This window comes from Microbacterium aquilitoris (genome assembly GCF_031932285.1).
Lineage (GTDB): Bacteria > Actinomycetota > Actinomycetes > Actinomycetales > Microbacteriaceae > Microbacterium > Microbacterium aquilitoris.
Window position 1 is genome coordinate 896,072 of record NZ_JAUZVT010000001.1, and the last position, 16,407, is coordinate 912,478.

Genomic DNA, 16,407 nt, shown 5'->3' on the forward strand with positions numbered 1-16,407 from the left:
GGGGCGACCCGCTCAGCGCATCGTGTTCAGGATGCCGACGAGGTCCTCGAACGTCGTGCGGGGGTTCAGGATCGCGAAACGGGCGTTGGTGCGGCCGGCGTGGCTCGACGGCGTGACGAAGGCGTGCTGGTCGTCGAGCAGACGGTTCGACCAGGCGGTGTAGTCGTCCTTGGTCCACCCGCGCCGCTCGAAGACGACGACGCTCAGCTGCGGATGCCGCACGAGCTCGAACTCGTCGCGCGACTCGATCTCGGCGGCGATCCGTTCGGCCAGCGTGATCGATGACGTGATCGCCTCGCGGTAGACCTCGGCGCCATAGGTCGCGAGCGAGAACCACAGCGGCAGGCCGCGTGCTCGGCGCGTGAGGTGCGCGGCGAAGTCCGACGGGCTCCAGTCGCTCGTCTCGGTGAGGGTGTCGAGGTACTCGGCGTGCTGCGTGTGCGCGCGACGGCCGAGTTCGGGGTCGCGGTAGAGCAGGGCGCACGCGTCGAACGGTGCGAACAGCCACTTGTGCGGGTCGACGATGAGCGAGTCGGCGTGCTCCAAACCGGCGAAGTAATGCCGGGCCTCGGGCGACAGCGCTGCCGCGAGTCCGTAGGCGCCGTCGACGTGCAGCCACACGCCGAACTCCCGGGTCGCCTCGGCGACCGACGCGATGTCGTCGACGATGCCGAAGTTCGTCGACCCGGCGGTCGCGACCACGGCGAACACGCTGTCGCCGTGCTCCTCGAGCGCGGCGCGCACCGCGTCTCCGCGCAGTACACCCCCGGCATCCGGAGCGACGGGGACGACCTCGACATCCATGACGCGGGCCGCCGACGCGATCGAGGAGTGCGCCTCGGCCGAGCAGACCACGCGCCAGCGGTCGGGACGGATGCCGCGTTCCCGGGCGGTCTCCCGTGCGGCCACGAGCGCCGACAGGTTGCCGAGCGTCCCGCCCTGCACGAACACACCGCCGGCGGTCGCGGGCAGGCCGAACTCGTTCGCGAGCCAGCGGAGCACCTCGTTCTCGGCGTGGACGGCGCCCGCGCCTTCGAGCCAGGACCCGCCGTAGAGCGCGCTCGCCGAGACGACGAGGTCGAACGCCGCGGCTGCCTTCGACGGCGCACTGGGGATGAACGACAGATACCGCGGGTCGTCGGTCGTGATGCAGGCCGGTGCTAGGACATGCTCGAAGACGCCCAGCGCCTTGCGCGCGCCGATGCCCTGCTCGCTGATCGTCACACCGGCGAGGCGGGCGAGCTCGGCCGGGGGCAGCGGCTTGTCGAGCGGGTTGTCGTCGGTGAGCAGCCGCTGCCGCGAATAGTCGAGGACGAGGTCGACGATCTGACGGGTCTCGTCGGTCACATCGTGCATGCGTGCGGGCTGGGTCATCGGGTCTCCGAGGTGGTGCGGGGGAGCGCGGGTGTGCGCGGCGGCGGCGTCCGGCGGGTACCCAGACGTTCGAAGGCTACGCCGAGGCGGAGCAGGGCGGAATCGTCGTAGGCGCGCCCGACGAAGGTGAGGCCCACCGGCATCCGGATATCGGTCATCGTGCCCATCGGGACGGTGACGGTGGGGATGCCGAGGTGTCGGATCGCGAGGTTGCCGTTCGCGATCCAGACGCCGTTGCGCCACCCGAGGTCGGCCGAGGCGGCATTCACGTCCATGTCGGCGGGGCCGACGTCGGCGACGGCGGGGAAGATGACGGCGTCGAGGCCGGCGGCATCCATCCATTCCTCCAGGTCGGTGCGGCGGACATCTTCGAGTGCGCGGAGGCCGTCAGCCAGCTCGGGCATGTCATCGAGCGTCGCGCCGGGGTGCGATCGCACCCAGTCGGGGTACTCGGCGATGTCGTCGTCGAAGCCGGTGTAGCGGTCGGGGAGGGCGCCGGGCGGAGGCGGGAAGATCGTCGCACCGTCGACGCCGGCGAGCGTCGAGAGCGCTGGGTCGCCATTGGCGTCGAGGAAGTCCTCCCACGCCCACGCCGACAGGTCGACGATCTCGCGGCCCAGGTATCCCGCCGGGAGGCGGTCCTCGATCGTCCTGGCGCCCACGCGGTCTCCCTCGTAGTCGCTCACGACGGGGAAGTCGACCTCGACGACGGTCGCTCCCGCAGCCTCGAGGTCGGCACGGGCCGCGCGCCACAGCTCGAGCACCGACTCCCGCGGCTCGATCCGCTGACCGGTCGGGCCGCCGATGCCCGTGCCGGTCCCGGCATCCGGGTCCTCACCGATGTACATGCGCGGGATGCCGAGGCGCACCCCCTCGAGCGATGCGCCCGCTGCGAGCGCCGGGTACGACGCGGGTCGCAGGGCGGACGCGGCGGGAAGCTGGACCCAGGGCTGGACGCGCCAGAAGTCGCCGCGCGTCTCGGGATCGTCGGCGACGACGACGTCGAGCACCTCGAGCAGGTCGGCCATCGTGCGCGTGTGCGGCACGACGACGTCCATCGTCGGGACGAGCGGCCAGTTGCCGCGCACCGAGATGACCCCGCGGGACGGGGTGTAGGCGCAGAGCGCGTTGTTCGAGGCGGGACCGCGGCCCGACGACCAGGTCTCTTCACCCAGGCCGAACGCGGCGAAGCTCGCGGCCGTCGCGGTGCCCGAGCCGTTCGACGAGCCGCTCGCGAAGGGAGCGGTGAGCCAGTCCGCGTTGTAGGGGCTCTCAGCGCGGCCGTAGACCCCGCGCTGCATACCGCCGTTCGCCATCGGGGGCATGTTCGTGAGGCCGAGGCAGATCGCCCCGCCGGCGCGGAGCCGTCCGATCGTGAACGCGTCGCGCTGGGCGACGAGCTCGGCGAACGCGGGGGAGCCTGCCGCCGCGGTGAGCCCGCGGACGAGGTAGCTGTCCTTCGCCGTGTACGGGATGCCGTCGAGCGGGCCGCGCGTCTCGCCGCGGGCCCTGCGTGCGTCGGACGCCTCGGCCTCGGAGCGTGCGTCGGGATTGCGGACGACGACGGCGTTCAGCGCCGTCTCGGTGTCGGGTCCGTCGTACGCGTCGATCCGTGCGAGGTAGGCGTCGACGAGCCCGACCGCTGTGGTCTCGCCGGATTCCAGCGCCGCGCGGAGCTCGGCGATCGTCGCTTCGACGACGTCGATCATCGGGTCACCTTCGGCTGCTGCTGCGTGATGCAGTGGATGCCGCCGCCGCGGGCGAACAGGCCACGGGCATCGACCGTGACGACCCTGCGGCCCGGGTACGCCATCGCGAGGATCTCCCTCGCGATGGCATCCGCCCGCTCCTCGCCGAACCCGCACGCGATGACGCCGCCGTTCACGACGAGGTGGTTGACGTAGCTCCAGTCGACGGGGCCGTGCGCGTCGGTGAGGGTCTCGGGTGCGGGGAGCGACACGATCTCGAAGCGGCGACCGGCGGCATCCGTCTGCCCGTCGAGCTCGGCGCGGAGCGTCGCGGTGACCGCGTGGTCGGGGTGCGCGGCGTCGCGCTGATCGTGGAGCAGGATGCGGCCGGGCGAGGGGATCGTCGCGACGATGTCGACGTGCCCGTTCGTGCCAAGGTCGTCGTAGTCGCGGGTGAGCCCCTGGCTCAGCCAGACGGCGTGGGTCGCGCCGAGGGTGCGGGCCATCTCGGCTTCGATGCGCGCGCGGTCGGCGGTGGGGTTGCGTCGCGGGTCGAGCTGCACGGTCTGCGTGAGCAGGACGGTGCCCTCGCCGTCGACGTGGACGCCGCCACCTTCGTTGACGATGTCGGAGGGGATCAGCTCGGCACCGACCTCGCCGGCGATCAGCCGGGCGTGGGCCGCTGACTTCTGCCATTCGGCCCAGTCGGGGGCGCCCCAGCCGTTGAAGATCCAGTCGACGGCGCCGAGGGCGCCGGGCCGCTCGTCGTCGACGACGAAGGTGGGGCCATGGTCCCGCATCCAGAACTCGTCGACGGGGGCTTCGACGATGGTCACGTCGCCCGGCAGCATGCGGCGCGCGCGGGCCGTCTCGGTCGGATCGACGACCATGGTCACCGGCTCGAAGCGCGCCACCGCGGCGGCGACGGCCGTCCAGGTTGCGTAGCCCTCTTCGCGCTCGGAATCGGTGTCGCCGAGGGTGAAGCCCTCGCGTGGGAAGGCCATCCAGGTTCGCTCGTGCGCGGCGGTCTCGCTCGGCATGCGCCAGGCCATGGCGGGCTCCTCGATCCTCGGGTACCTTATTGATCAATTGATCAACAAGGGGAGGCTACCGACTCGATGTCTCAGGCGTCAACTGCCCGCCGGGCCCGCAAGAGCCCCGCCGAGCGTCGCGAAGAGATCGCCCTCGCCGCTCGAGAGATCGCGCTCGCCGACGGTCTCGATGCCGTCACCCTGCGCGCGGTCGCCGCCCGGGTCGGCGTCGCGCCCGGGCTCGTCGCGCACCACGCCGACGGGATGGACGTGCTGGTGGCTGAGGCTTTCGGCGCTGTCGTCGCCGAGGAGCTCGCCGCGGTGCTGGCCGCGATGCGGGTGACGGATGCCGCGACGACGCGCCTCGGCATCCTGCTCGACACCGTCTTCGGAGACGAGCCGAACGACGTCACCCTCGTCTGGGTGCAGGGGTGGGCGCTGGGCACCCGCAACGAGGCGCTCGCCGTGCGGGTGCGCGCCGAGATGGACGCCTGGCAGCGTGCGCTCGCCGCCGAGATCGACCGCGGCCGCGAGCGCGGCGAGTTCGGCGCGATCGACGCCGACGCGATCGCGTGGCACCTGCTCGCGATCATCGACGGCCTCGGCGCGCAGGGTCTCGTGCGCTGGCGCGCCGATCCCGCGCGCACCGACCTCACCCGCCGCGCGCTCGCCGCGCTGCTCGGCATCGCGCCCGACGCATTGCGCGGCTGAGTCGTCGCCGAGGCGTCGCAGATGGTCGTCCCGCCGCCTTCACCGCGACCATCTGCGACTCCTCGACCGGCCGGTCACTCCTCGGGGCGGGAGATGTCGATCGTGACGAAGGTGGTTCCGGGGACGGGCCGGACCTCCCACGTCGCGCCGTCCAGCGCGCCGGGCGTGAGGCCGAACCGGTCCTCGATGCCGGCCTGATTCAGTCCGCGCAGGTCTGCCGCCTCGCCGCTGGGAGCGAGGAACTCCATGTCACCGCGGCTCTTCTTGCCGTACGCGTCGGGGTTGTCCTGCCCGATGGCATCCTCGTACAGCTCCTCGACGACCTGCCCCGGGATCTTCTTCGGCGTGCCGAGCACGTCGTCCAGCACCTCGCGCGGGGTCTCTCGCACCGCTTTGCCGACCGAGGTCCCGAGGTCGTTGGCGATGTTGTAGTCGGGCGCAGCGTGGCGCCCGGTGCGGCCGAGCTGGTCGACTCCGCGGCTGACATCCGTGAGCATGTCGTACTCCGCGGCGTGGGTGGCGACGGGTGCGTCGCGCCGGTGCTGCCCGGCGTCGGCGCTGTTGCGTCGGTCCGTGCCCCGGATGCGTGCGGCGTCCGCGCGGTGCTTGCCGCCGCGCTTGCGGAACGCGCCCCCGAACCCCTTCTTGAACTCGCGACCCGCGCCGTCGACGGCGTCGACGATCTCGCGCATGAGGCTCTTCATGGTCATGTCAGTCTCCCGAGATCTGCAGGTTGGCGAGGTCGGCGAGGAGCCGATCGGTGCGGTCCTCGATGTCGACGGCCTGCGCGTCCATCTCGTCGGCGGCTGCTTCCAGCGCCTCGAGGTCGGCTTCGAACTCGTCCACGTCGCCGATGGCACCCTCCACGACGGGGGCGTCCATGAGGGCCATGACGATCACCGGGACCTGCTCGGCGAGCGGCTCGACCGCCAGCGGCAGCACCTCGTTGATCACCTGCTCGATCGTCGCTTCCATCGCCATGGAGAGGAGCTTCTTGCGCGCGAGCAGCAGCAGCGCCGCGCCGCCGGCGCCGAGCGGGCCTGCGGCGAGCAACGGCACGAGCTGCATGAGGGTCAGGGTCACCTCGGCGATGACCTTGATCTTCATAGCGAGGACGATGCCACCCGCGATGTCGATCCCCGTCGCTGCGGGGCCGAGCACATCGAGGAGCTTCTGCATGTTGTCGGAGCGGTTTCGATTCCACCCCTCCACCTGTGCCGTGCCGGCGTTGCCCTGCAGTGCCGTGGCCAGGTCGCCGTTCACGCGGCTGTCGACGGCTTGGATGATCGACTCCATGTCGTCGCGGTACCCGCGCACGAGGTCGGCTGCCTTGTGGACTTCGTCCTCGTCGATGTCGGGCCACTCGAGCCCCATCTTGTCCATGATCCAGATCAACTCATTGGGCAACATCATCCCCACGGCGACCACCTCCGCCATCGACAGTAGTGACGGCACACCCTCGGCCGCGATGGGGAGAACGCCCCATCGGCGGCGACCATGAGCGAGGTCTCGACCCGACGGAAACGGCGATCATCCGCGATGAATGGATGCCGCTTGCGTCGGGTCGGGGGGTGTCAGGCGCCGCTGAGCTCGCGCAGGGTGTACTCGGCGGGCACGCGGTCGTCGCGGTAGTAGGCGATGAACAGCTCTGCGGCCTCATCGAGGGTGAGCACCTCGTGCGCATGGACCGTCGTGCTGCGTCGCCCGCTGTCCCAGCGGATCGTCTCGGTGGGTTCTCCCGGCGAGGGCGTACCGGGCTTGCCGACGGTGTACTGGTGCGCCGTGCCGGTGGCGTCGGTCGAACGGACCTCGACCGCCACGCCTACGGCTTCACCGGCGCATTGGATGTAGTTCTCCGAGGGAGGCAGGCTCGCGCGCAGGTTGGCGCCCTCGGGCGCGCGCCACAGGCTGAACGCCCAAAAGGAGGAGCCGTCCATCTGCGTCAGGGTGAACCGGAGCTGGTCCTCGAATGACCGCAGATTGTCGATCAGGGGGAATCTGCTGGAGCCGTTCTCCTGGAGGATGTGCGTCGGCGTGGTCACGGATCTCCTTCAGGTCGGCGTGGTCATGGAACTTCCTGCCGACCACTTGCACAATCCTGACCCGGGCGCCGCGCTGCGACGCCTCATAACAACTTTTCAGGATGCCGCTCGTCGCCCGGAATCCTGCGGGACGCGTGGGCTGGTCACCGTCCGGTCGGCGGCTCATGCGGCATCCGATCCAATCCGATCTGCGGCCGTGACCGGACAACCGATCGTGCGAAAGCCGCACTGAAGGAAGGAAAACACACCATGCGTACCAACCTGAAGCGGACCATCGTCCTCGGCTCGACCGGCCTCGCGGCCGTCGCTCTCACCGCCGGATTCGCCCTCCCGGCGAACGCCGCGCAGAGCGAGGACACCACCACCACCACAACCACGGCGGCCGAGGGGTTCACCGACTTCCTCAACGCCAACAAGGCTCTCGAGAGCTCCATCGGCTCGCTGCTCGACGGTCCCCTCCTGGGCGACGTGTCGACGGGCGGGCTGTCCGTCGGTGACATCGGCTCCGGCAACGACGCCCCCATCGGCTCGGGCAACGACGTGAGCGCTCCGCTCGGCTCGGGCAACGACACGAAGGTCGACGCGCCGCTCGGCTCGGGCAACGAGGTCGGCAACGGCAACGACGTGGGCTCGGGCAACACGACCGACGTCTCGCCCAAGACCGACGTCTCGCCCAAGGCCGACGTCGCTCCGAAGACGGATGTCTCCCCGAAGACGGATGTCTCGGGTGAGGTCGGCGACGTCTCGAGCGATGTCTCCTCGAAGACCGGCGACCTCGTCAAGGACATCACCGGTGACGTCGACAGCACGGTCGGCGACGTCTCCTCGAGCGTGAACGACCTCGTCGACGGCGTGCTCGGCAACTGATCGCCTGCGCGCGTTAGACCCGCACTCCCACGCACATGCCGGGGCCCCGTTCGACGGGGCTCCGGCATCGTCGCGTCGGGCGTCGTAGGGTCGGGGCATGACGCGTGCGCGACTGATCAGCCCTGCAGAGCTCGACGACATGATCCGGGATGCCGCTGCGCTCACGGTCCTCGATGTCCGGTGGCGTCTCGACCGCCCCGACGGGCGCGACGACTACGAGGCGGGTCACATCCCGACCGCGGTGTACGTGAGCCTCGACGACGAACTCGCCGCCCATGGCGCGCCCGAGGACGGTCGGCATCCGCTGCCCGAGATCGCGGACCTGCAGACGGCCGCGCGGCGCTGGGGCGTTGACCGCGGTGACACCGTCGTCGTCTACGACGACTGGCAGATGTTCGGCGCGGCGCGTGCCTGGTGGGTGTTGACGGATGCCGGTGTGCCCGACGTCCGCGTCCTCGACGGCGGCCTGCAGGCCTGGCGCGACGCCGGGCTTGCGCTCGAGTCAGGGACGGTCCACGCCGCCCGCGGAGACGTCGCGCTCACCCCGCGGCACCTCACCCGCCTCGACATCGACGAGGCCGCGGAGCTGCCGACCACCGGCATCCTGTTCGACGTCCGTGCCCCCGAGCGCTACCGGGGCGACCTCGAACCCATCGATCCGCGGGCCGGTCACATCCCGGGCGCGGTGAACGCGCCCACCGGCGGCAACGTCGACGAGCACGGTCGGTTCCGTTCGCCGGAGGAACTGCGCGCACGCTACGAGGCGCTGGGCGTCACGGGCGACACGACCGTCGGCGTCAGCTGCGGCTCGGGGGTGTCGGCCGCGCAGGCGGCGTTCGCGCTCAGCCTCGCCGGCATCGACGTGGCGCTGTACGGCGGATCGTGGAGCCAGTGGTCGAACCACCCCGACCGCCCCGTCGCGACCGGCGATCAGCCCTGACCGAGCACCGACGCCGCCGCGCGCTCGCCTGACACGAGGGCTCCTGCGATCGACGGCGTCTCGCGGTGATCGCCCGCGACGACCACCCGCTCCGACAGTCTCACCGGGGACGCATGCCGCATCGGCGGCGCGAGTGCGGGCAGCGCGAGCGGGATGTCGTCGCGTCGCAGCAGCTCCCACGACGCCGCCTCGCCGCCCCACATCCGCGCGAGCTGCGCGCGCACGCTCGTCTCGTCGGCGGCATCCCGCAACAGGCAGCTGGCGGCGACGAGGTGCCTGCCCGCGGGCGCGTACCCGGGAGCGGTGTGTGACATCACGACGCTGTTCACGATGGGACCCGCGCGCTCGCCGTCGACCGCGAGCAGAGCGGATGCCGGTGCCTCCGCCCCCGTACCGAACCACCACGTCTGCAGACCCCGCATCGGCGGCGCCGGCTCGCCCGTCAGCCGCGGCAGGTGCTCACCGCCGACCGCGACGATCACCTCGCGCGCCGTCACAGGCTCCGCGCCGCCGAGGTCGACCCGGTCGCCGCGCAACGTCACGCCGTCGGCCGGATGCGACAGTCGGATCTCCGCGCCCGCCGCGCGCGCGAGCTCGGCGAGCCGCCGCGGCAGCGCGGCGACGCCCGCCGCCGGAACGCCCGGCCGCCCGAGCGCGAACAGCCGCGTGATCAGCGTGGCGTAGGCCGCCGAGGTCGCGGCGCCGTCGTCGGCGAGCACTCCGGCCAGGAACGGCTCGAGCACCGACTGCCGCAGCGGCCCCGTGAGGCCGACGCGGTCCCACGCCTCGTGCAGCGTCTCATCCGGGCCGTGGGCGACGGATGCCGGGCGCACAAGCCCCGGCAGCAGCCACCGCACGGCGCCCACGACGTCCGCCGGCGCCACGAGGCCCGACAGCGCGCCCGCGATCGTGGCGGGCAGCATCCCGGGGTGGCGGGCGGGGTGAGCGAGGACGTTCGACCGGGCGCCGCGCACGACGCGGACGCCGACGGGGAACGGCCGCAGATCGAGGTCGGCGGGGTCGACCGCGCGGGCCAGCGCGTCGTAACGGGGATTGATCACCTGGAACCCGCGGTCGAGCAGGAATCCGTCGACGCGGTCGGTCCGCTGTCGGCCGCCCACCTCGTCCTGCGCCTCGAGCACCACGACGTCCCGCCCGGCGCGGGCGAGCAGGGTGGCGGCGCGGAGCCCCGCGAGACCCGCGCCGACGACCGCCACATCATGGACCGCGCTCATGCCCACAGCCTGGCACGGCGCGCGGGCGCGGCATCCGTAGTTGAATCGGAGGATGCGAGCTGCTTACATGTACGGCCCCGGTGACGTCCGCGTGGTCGACGCACCCGAACCCCGGATCGAACAGCCCACCGACGCCGTGCTCCGCACCGTCGTGGCGTGCGTGTGCGGCAGCGACCTGCATCCGTACCACTCCATGCAGCCGAACGACACGGGCCGCTCGATGGGGCACGAGATGATCGGCGTGGTCGAAGAGGTCGGCGCCGACGTCCGCACCGTCTCGCCGGGTGACGTCGTCATCGTGCCGTTCGTCTTCTCGTGCGGCGAGTGCGAGTTCTGCCGAGCGGGCCTGCAGACCTCGTGCGTGAACGCGGGCACCACGAAGCCCACGGGTGCCGGCGGCGCGCAGGCCGAACGTCGCCGCGCCCCCTTCGCCGACGGCACGCTGTACCGCGTTGACGTCGCCGAGGACGACGAGCGGATGCCGGGGCTCCTCACGCTGAGCGACGTGTACGGCACGGGCTGGCACGCCGCGGTCACCGGTGGTGTGGAACCCGGCAAGGACGTGGTGGTGATCGGCGACGGTGCCGTGGGCCTGCTCGCCGTCCTGTCTGCTCGGCAGCTCGGCGCGGAGCGCATCATCCTCATGGGCCGTCACGAGGCGCGCACCGACCTCGGCCGCCGTTACGGCGCGACCGACGTCGTCGCCGAGCGCGGCGACGAGGGGGTCGCGGCCGTCCGCGGGCTCACGGGCGGGCTCGGCGCGCACGTCGTCATCGACGCCGTCGGCCACCTCCCCGCCTACGAGCAGGCGCTCGGCGCGGTGCGCGCGGGCGGCACGATGTCGCGCGTCGGCGCCCCGCAGTACACCGAGGCGCCGCTGCAGCGCGTGCAGTTCGAGAAGAACGTCACCGTCACCGGCGGCGTCGCGCCGGTCCGTGCCTACATCGACGAACTCCTGCCGGGCGTGCTGGACGGTACGGTCGATCCCGGGGCCGTCTTCGATCGCGAGCTGAGCCTCGGCGAGGCCGCCGACGGCTATCGCCTGATGGATGACCGCGCCGCCCTGAAAGTGATGCTCCGCCCGTGACCACCGCCACCCCGCCCCTCTCCGGCACCCAGCACACGATCCGTTCCGGCGCCTACGAGGCGGTCATCGCCTCGACAGGCGCCTCGCTCCGTGTGCTCCGCCACGGCGACCGCGACCTCATCGTGTCGTTCGACGCCGACGAGGTGCGCCCCGATTACCGCGGCACGACCCTCGCCCCGTGGCCGAACCGCATCGTCGACGGCACCTACACGTTCGACGGTCAGGAGATCGTGGCCGCCCTCACCGAGCCCGAGCGTTCGCACGCCCTGCACGGCCTTGCCTCGTGGGTCGACTTCGCCGAGGTCGCGAGCACCGAGAGCAGCGTCACCCTGGCGACGACGATCGCGCCCCAGTCGGGGTACCCGTGGCGCGTGCGTGTCGAGACGACCTACGCGCTCGCCGCCGACGGCCTCACCCAGACGGTGCGCGCCCGCAACCTCAGCGCGACGCCGGCACCGTTCGGCACCGGCCCGCACCCGTACCTGAAGGCCGGCCCCGCACCGCTCGACGAATGGATGCTCGCGCTGCCCGCGGCATCCGTCCTCGAAGTCACGCCCGACCGGCTCAGCCCCGTCGCCCTTCACCCCGTCGCCGACCACGACCCCGACCGGTTCGACCGTCGTGCGCCGCGGCCTCTCGGCGACGTGCAGTTGGACCACGCGTTCACCGACCTCGAGACGGATGCCGCCGGCACCGCCGTCCTGCGCCTGACCGATCCGTCGGGCGTCGGCGTCGAGGTCACGTGGGGTGCCGAGTGCCCGTGGGTGCAGGTCTACACCGGTGACAAGCCCGACGGTGCCACGAATCCCGCGCACCGTAACGGCGTCGCCGTCGAGCCGATGACCTGCGCGCCCGACGCGTTCAACGCGGCTGTGTACGATTACGACGCGGGACTGCTGGTGCTCGAGCCGGGTGCCGAGTTCGCGGCGTCCTGGCGCATCTCGGCCCTCTGAGGGGAAGCCCTTCGTAGGATGGCGGCATGACGTCGACGTCCTCATCCCTGCCCCGGTCCACTCCGTCAGAGCAGGGAGTGGATGCCGCCGGTGTCGATCGTCTGATCGATGCGATCGGTCAGACCGACACCGAGATGCACAGCCTCATGGTGCTCCGCCACGGGCACGTCATCGCGGAGGGGTGGTGGGCGCCGTTCGCGCCCGATCTGAAGCACCTCGTCTACTCGCTGTCGAAGACGTTCACCTCGGCCGCGGCGGGCCTGGCGATCTCGGAGGGGCGCTTCGAGCTCGACGACGTGATGGTCGACCATTTCCCCGAACTCGTTCCCGACGACCTCGATGAGAAGTACCGCCGGTATCTCGTGCGGCACGCGCTCTCGATGTCGAGCGGTCACGAGAGCGAAGCCCTCGACCGCGCCGCGATGGCCTCGCGCGACGCGGGCGGCGATCTGCTCGGCGGCTTCTTCCGCGTCGCGCCGGATCGGGAGCCGGGCACGGTCTTCGCCTACAGTCAGCCGACGATCTACGGCGTCGGGCGGTTGGTCGCCAAGACGACCGGCGGCACGATTCTCGACTACCTGCGCCCGAGGCTGCTCGAGCCCCTCGGCATCGACGAGGCGCAGTGGATGATGATCGGCGACGTCGAGATGGGCTTCAGCGGCATCCACGTCTTCACCGAGTCGCTCGCCAAGACCGGTCAGCTCATGCTCGACAAGGGGCGTTGGCAGGGCGAGCAGATCCTCGACCCCGAGTGGGTCGCTGCGGCGACCTCGAAGCAGATGGACAACGACACCGCGCACCGCGGTCCCGGAGCCCCCGACCCGATCGACTGGCAGCAGGGCTACGGATTCCAGTACTGGATGAACCGGAACGGCTTCCGCGGCGACGGCGCGTACGGGCAGTTCATCATCGTCTGGCCCGAAGAGGACGCCGTCATCATCACGACGGCCGAGACCATCGACATGCAGACCCTCCTCAGCCTCATCACCGAGCACCTGCGTCCCGCGATGGCCGGTGCCGGCTCCAAGGACGCGGATGCCGCGCTCGCCGAGCGGCTGTCGTCGCTGGCCCTGCCGTTGCCGGATGACAGCGGCACGGGCTTCTCGGGAACGTTCGACGTGGACGCGGCCGTCTACCCTCCCGGACCCTTCACGAGCAACGGGCCGGTTCCCGGCGCTGAGCGCGTCGAGGTGACCGAGGCCGACGGCGGCTGGAGCATCCGATTCCTGGGTGAAGGGATCGACGTGACGCTGCCGGTCGGGCGAGGCGACTGGGCCGCGGGGGAGTGGCCCGCGCCCGCCGAGGGGCTCGACGCGGTGCCGTTCCGCTCCGTCGCCGGCGTGGGTGCCGACGGCACGTGGCACGCACGGCTGCGGATGATCCAGACCCCGCACACCCTTCACGTCGACATCGCGCCGAACGGCCCGGCGTCGCTCGCGTGGCGGTTCCCGCCGCTGCGCGGAGACGGGCCTGCCGGCCACGCGCTGCCGTCGCTCAGCTGACCGGCATCCGACACCCCCTGCTCGGTAGACTGGAGGCAAGGGGTGAGCGTTGACGGACAATGAGCGGGTCAGGACCCGGGACGTCGTCGCCGAGGGGCTCTACATCGCGTCCGCGGCGACTCGTTTGGCGTTGAAGAACCGCATCCTGGTCGACATCCTCGTCGACGGCGACGACTTCGATTCCGATCGCTTCGTCGGCGATGCCCGCGACATCCTGATCTCCCTCGCTGAAGAGGCCGAAGCGGATGCCGCCCGCACCGAGCGCGAGCGCAAGGCCGCCCGCAACCGGTACTCCGACTCGAGCGGCACGCACGACTACCGCAGTCGCGACGTCCGCAACCTGCGCCGGCGCCGCAAGCAGTCCTTGCATGTCGCGAAGGAGCTGCGCGCCCGGTCGGAGGATCAGGAGGAGCTGCGCAAGCTCATCGCGGATGCGCGCGACGCCGCCTGGGCCGAGGTGTCGAAGAACATCGACCGGTCGCTGCGGATCGCCGCGGCGCGTCCCGACCTGGACGCCGACTACGAGCGGATGCGGGTGGCCCGCATGCAGGCGCTGCGCCTGGTCGACCTGCCGAAGCTCCGCGCGCACCGCCGGAGCGTCGCGAAGCAGCAGGCGCTCCGCGACGGCGGCGTCGAACCCGAGCCGATCCTCGAGTCCGATCCCGCCGGGATCGACCCGGGAGAGCTGGAGTAGCGGCCCGATTTCGGATTGGGGCCCGACGTGACGTATGCTGTTCCTCGGCCCGGAAACAGGCCATGCGCCCGTAGCTCAATGGATAGAGCATCTGACTACGGATCAGAAGGTTAGGGGTTCGAGTCCCTTCGGGCGCACACTGTGTTGAGACAGTCTGAGAAAGGCCCCGCTTCGGCGGGGCTTTTCTTGTTCTCCGGGCTGCTCCCGCCGTTCGTTCTGCCTTGGCTGTCGACGTGCGGCATTCATCGCCGGTGTCCATCTGTTACAGACTGATCAGCTCGGATGCGAGCTCCGGAGTGTGAGCACGTACGTGTGTGCCCGGGCGACGCTGGTTGGCGCGCGTTAGTAGTACCGTGAGCGCGCGTTCGCCTGAGCGGGCTATCCGAGACGAAGGCGAGGCCGCTGCGACGGCTTCACAGACATCGACTTTGCCTCGACATGAGAGGACCGCTAACCGTGCATGTGCGAATGCCCCACTTAAGAGGCGTGGACGGCGTGTTCACCCCAGAGCAACCGTGATGACCCAGCCCGCCCATCGGTCGCGCTACCCGGGACCGAACGGCTAGGTTGTGAAGGAGGTGAGCGATGGGGGTGAGCTATGCCAGTGAGCGGTCATAGTGCGGCTGGCCAAGCGCTCGGGTATGTTCACCAGTGCCTTTGGAGCCTCGTCGAATTTGGGAAGCGAGCTTCGGATAGCCCGGAAACCGAAGTGCGAATCGAGGCGCTCGACGACATCCAGTTTGACGACAACGGCACTCCAATGGAGTTGCTCCAGGTCAAGCACCACGCTGGCCCTGCCGCGTCAATCTCAGCTAGCAGCACCGACCTGTGGCGGACGCTCAACGTGTGGATGGACCTTCCAGATGACGTCGCCAGTGTTCTCCGGTTGGTAACCACGCAAGCGCTTGGCCAGGACGACCAGTTGCTTGGTCTGACGTCGAGATCGAGAGACACGGATCAGGCGCTTACGCAGATACTGCTAGCCGCTCGGACGTCTGGTAGCCAAGCGACTCAGAAATGGCGCGACCGCTTTGTCGCTCTGGACCCACGTCAGCAACATGCACTCATCTCGAGGATCTTCCTCGAGGACAGTGCTCCTCACGCCGACGACCTCATGCAGTCGCTCGCGAAGGTCTTCCGCTTCGGAATTCCCGCTGGTCGCGAAGATGTCTTCTTAGAGTTGCTCCTTGGGCGCTGGGCGGTGATGGCAGTAGGAATGCTGAGCCGCAAGATATCGGCCGTCGCAGGCACCGACTTGATCGCAATGGTTACCGATATCGCAGGGCAACTCGGTCCCGACGCATTGCCGATCGACCCATCCTTCCCTCATCCTTTCCGTCCCGAAGACGCGGCCGGCTACGCCGAGCGACAATTTGTCATTCAGTTGCGATGGATTGCGCTCGATGAAACCCGACTCTGGAAGTCGATCCGCGATTATCACAGGGCGTTTGCGCAACGCTCGTACTGGCTTCGACACCAACTAATGCCTGAGGGTGAACTGGACAGGTTTGCCGCTAGAGTCCGTGACGAGTGGGAGAATATCTTCGACAAGAAATGTGCCCAGATGGCGCGCGACGGACGAACTGATCTCGACATTGTGGGTCAGGAGATTCTGGAGGACCTATCAGAGCGATCGCGCGCGCGAATTCGCGATCGATTCGATGAAGGCTGGTTCAGCCGGGGCGTGTTCCACGCGCTGGCGGACGGCGAGATCGGCATCCCCGACGATCCGATCGGGTGGCACCCAGATTTCGTCGAGAAACTTGGAGAATTACTCGATGCCAGCTGACGATTCTCTGCGACCGGTTAGATGGCGACGCAGCCCCGAAGCGGCTGCACTCTTTAACGCTGCACTCACGAGCGAACTCATCGTGACTTCCTGTCACTGGAGACAGGCGACCGGGGGCGGCCCGATGGCCTGGACGGAAGCATTTTTAGTATTGCCCATAGCCTTGCATGCTGAGACGCGCCGCTCCCTCCCGACACAAGCTCGGGTAACGCTGTCGCGCTGGGCCACGCAGAACCCGGCAATTGTGGGGGAATTAGCGAGCCGTGTGGACTTGATGAGCGAGCAGACGCGACGTGCGATCCGGTTCGGACTACGTGGCCAGCGCCTCGAATTGCGTGGCGCGACAATCTTTGCGACCAGATCACCGAAGTCGCCAGCTGCTGGGTGGCCAGCAGAGGTCGCCGCAGCCACGCGAGCGGCAAAGCTTTACGGTCGTTGGCTGGCGAGCATTGAAACCCACGAGGTTGTGGAAATACTTGGAATCGGAGTTTGAG

At 70.0% G+C, this 16,407-nt stretch carries 16 protein-coding genes and 1 tRNA gene; 10 read left to right on the plus strand and 7 right to left on the minus strand.

From position 1 onward, the window contains the following. Window positions 1-12: 12 nt before the first annotated feature. Genes Q9S78_RS04330 through Q9S78_RS04340 form a run of 3 tightly spaced genes read right to left on the minus strand, consistent with a single transcriptional unit; the run spans window position 13 to window position 4,114 of the window. Window positions 13-1,374 (minus strand): aminotransferase class V-fold PLP-dependent enzyme, encoded by a 1,362-nt coding sequence (locus Q9S78_RS04330; protein WP_116228109.1) that lies wholly within the window; start codon window positions 1,372-1,374, stop codon window positions 13-15. After that, a complete protein-coding gene (locus tag Q9S78_RS04335) occupies window positions 1,371-3,083 on the minus strand; it encodes an amidase (RefSeq protein WP_311869023.1) in 1,713 nt (570 codons plus the stop codon). Before Q9S78_RS04335 ends, Q9S78_RS04330 begins: the two co-directional genes overlap by 4 nt. After that, a complete protein-coding gene (locus Q9S78_RS04340; RefSeq protein ID WP_311869024.1) occupies window positions 3,080-4,114 on the minus strand; it encodes an agmatine deiminase family protein in 1,035 nt (344 codons plus the stop codon). Before Q9S78_RS04340 ends, Q9S78_RS04335 begins: the two co-directional genes overlap by 4 nt. A 66-nt stretch (window positions 4,115-4,180) precedes the next feature. On the opposite strand from Q9S78_RS04340, the gene Q9S78_RS04345 reads away from it, so the two are divergent. Then, entirely contained in the window at window positions 4,181-4,804 is a 624-nt protein-coding gene (locus Q9S78_RS04345; protein ID WP_311869026.1) for a TetR/AcrR family transcriptional regulator, read from the plus strand. 74 nt (window positions 4,805-4,878) lie between these two features. Here Q9S78_RS04345 and Q9S78_RS04350 read toward each other — a convergent pair whose 3' ends face one another. From Q9S78_RS04350 to Q9S78_RS04360, 3 genes are all read right to left on the minus strand, one after another. Then, window positions 4,879-5,514, minus strand: coding sequence for a hypothetical protein (locus Q9S78_RS04350; RefSeq protein WP_311858917.1), 636 nt, complete (start codon window positions 5,512-5,514; stop codon window positions 4,879-4,881). Between the two features lies 1 nt (window position 5,515). Next, the gene (locus Q9S78_RS04355) at window positions 5,516-6,241 is read right to left on the minus strand and encodes a WXG100-like domain-containing protein (protein ID WP_081626405.1); all 726 of its coding nucleotides are present in this window, start codon (window positions 6,239-6,241) and stop codon (window positions 5,516-5,518) included. 137 nt (window positions 6,242-6,378) lie between these two features. Further along, window positions 6,379-6,846: a hypothetical protein gene (locus tag Q9S78_RS04360; protein ID WP_311869028.1), complete on the minus strand. Its 468-nt coding sequence runs from the start codon at window positions 6,844-6,846 to the stop codon at window positions 6,379-6,381. 249 nt (window positions 6,847-7,095) lie between these two features. On the opposite strand from Q9S78_RS04360, the gene Q9S78_RS04365 reads away from it, so the two are divergent. Further along, window positions 7,096-7,713, plus strand: coding sequence for a hypothetical protein (locus Q9S78_RS04365; protein ID WP_311869030.1), 618 nt, complete (start codon window positions 7,096-7,098; stop codon window positions 7,711-7,713). A gap of 97 nt (window positions 7,714-7,810) precedes the next feature. Continuing rightward, complete coding sequence (locus Q9S78_RS04370; protein ID WP_311869032.1) at window positions 7,811-8,653, plus strand: sulfurtransferase; 843 nt, start codon at window positions 7,811-7,813, stop codon at window positions 8,651-8,653. Here Q9S78_RS04370 and Q9S78_RS04375 read toward each other — a convergent pair. Then, complete coding sequence (locus tag Q9S78_RS04375; protein WP_311869034.1) at window positions 8,644-9,888, minus strand: FAD-dependent oxidoreductase; 1,245 nt, start codon at window positions 9,886-9,888, stop codon at window positions 8,644-8,646. The two genes, Q9S78_RS04370 and Q9S78_RS04375, sit on opposite strands and share 10 nt — an antisense overlap. 52 nt (window positions 9,889-9,940) lie before the next feature. On the opposite strand from Q9S78_RS04375, the gene Q9S78_RS04380 reads away from it, so the two are divergent. From Q9S78_RS04380 to Q9S78_RS14310, 7 genes are all read left to right on the plus strand, one after another. Next, the gene (locus tag Q9S78_RS04380) at window positions 9,941-10,975 is read left to right on the plus strand and encodes a zinc-binding dehydrogenase (protein ID WP_311869036.1); all 1,035 of its coding nucleotides are present in this window, start codon (window positions 9,941-9,943) and stop codon (window positions 10,973-10,975) included. Continuing rightward, window positions 10,972-11,928: an aldose 1-epimerase family protein gene (locus Q9S78_RS04385; protein ID WP_311869041.1), complete on the plus strand. Its 957-nt coding sequence runs from the start codon at window positions 10,972-10,974 to the stop codon at window positions 11,926-11,928. The genes Q9S78_RS04380 and Q9S78_RS04385 overlap by 4 nt, the downstream gene beginning before the upstream one ends. 26 nt (window positions 11,929-11,954) lie before the next feature. After that, window positions 11,955-13,430: a serine hydrolase domain-containing protein gene (locus tag Q9S78_RS04390; protein ID WP_311869043.1), complete on the plus strand. Its 1,476-nt coding sequence runs from the start codon at window positions 11,955-11,957 to the stop codon at window positions 13,428-13,430. A 49-nt stretch (window positions 13,431-13,479) separates the two neighbouring features. Next, a complete protein-coding gene (locus Q9S78_RS04395) occupies window positions 13,480-14,124 on the plus strand; it encodes a hypothetical protein (protein ID WP_020097973.1) in 645 nt (214 codons plus the stop codon). Window positions 14,125-14,188: 64 nt separating this feature from the next. Continuing rightward, a tRNA-Arg gene (locus tag Q9S78_RS04400) sits at window positions 14,189-14,261 on the plus strand. Between the two features lie 572 nt (window positions 14,262-14,833). After that, entirely contained in the window at window positions 14,834-15,913 is a 1,080-nt protein-coding gene (locus Q9S78_RS04405; protein ID WP_311869045.1) for an ABC-three component system protein, read from the plus strand. Further along, on the plus strand, window positions 15,903-16,406 hold the full coding sequence (locus tag Q9S78_RS14310; RefSeq protein WP_376716529.1) for a three component ABC system middle component: 504 nt from the start codon (window positions 15,903-15,905) through the stop codon (window positions 16,404-16,406). Before Q9S78_RS04405 ends, Q9S78_RS14310 begins: the two co-directional genes overlap by 11 nt. Window position 16,407: the final 1 nt, after the last annotated feature.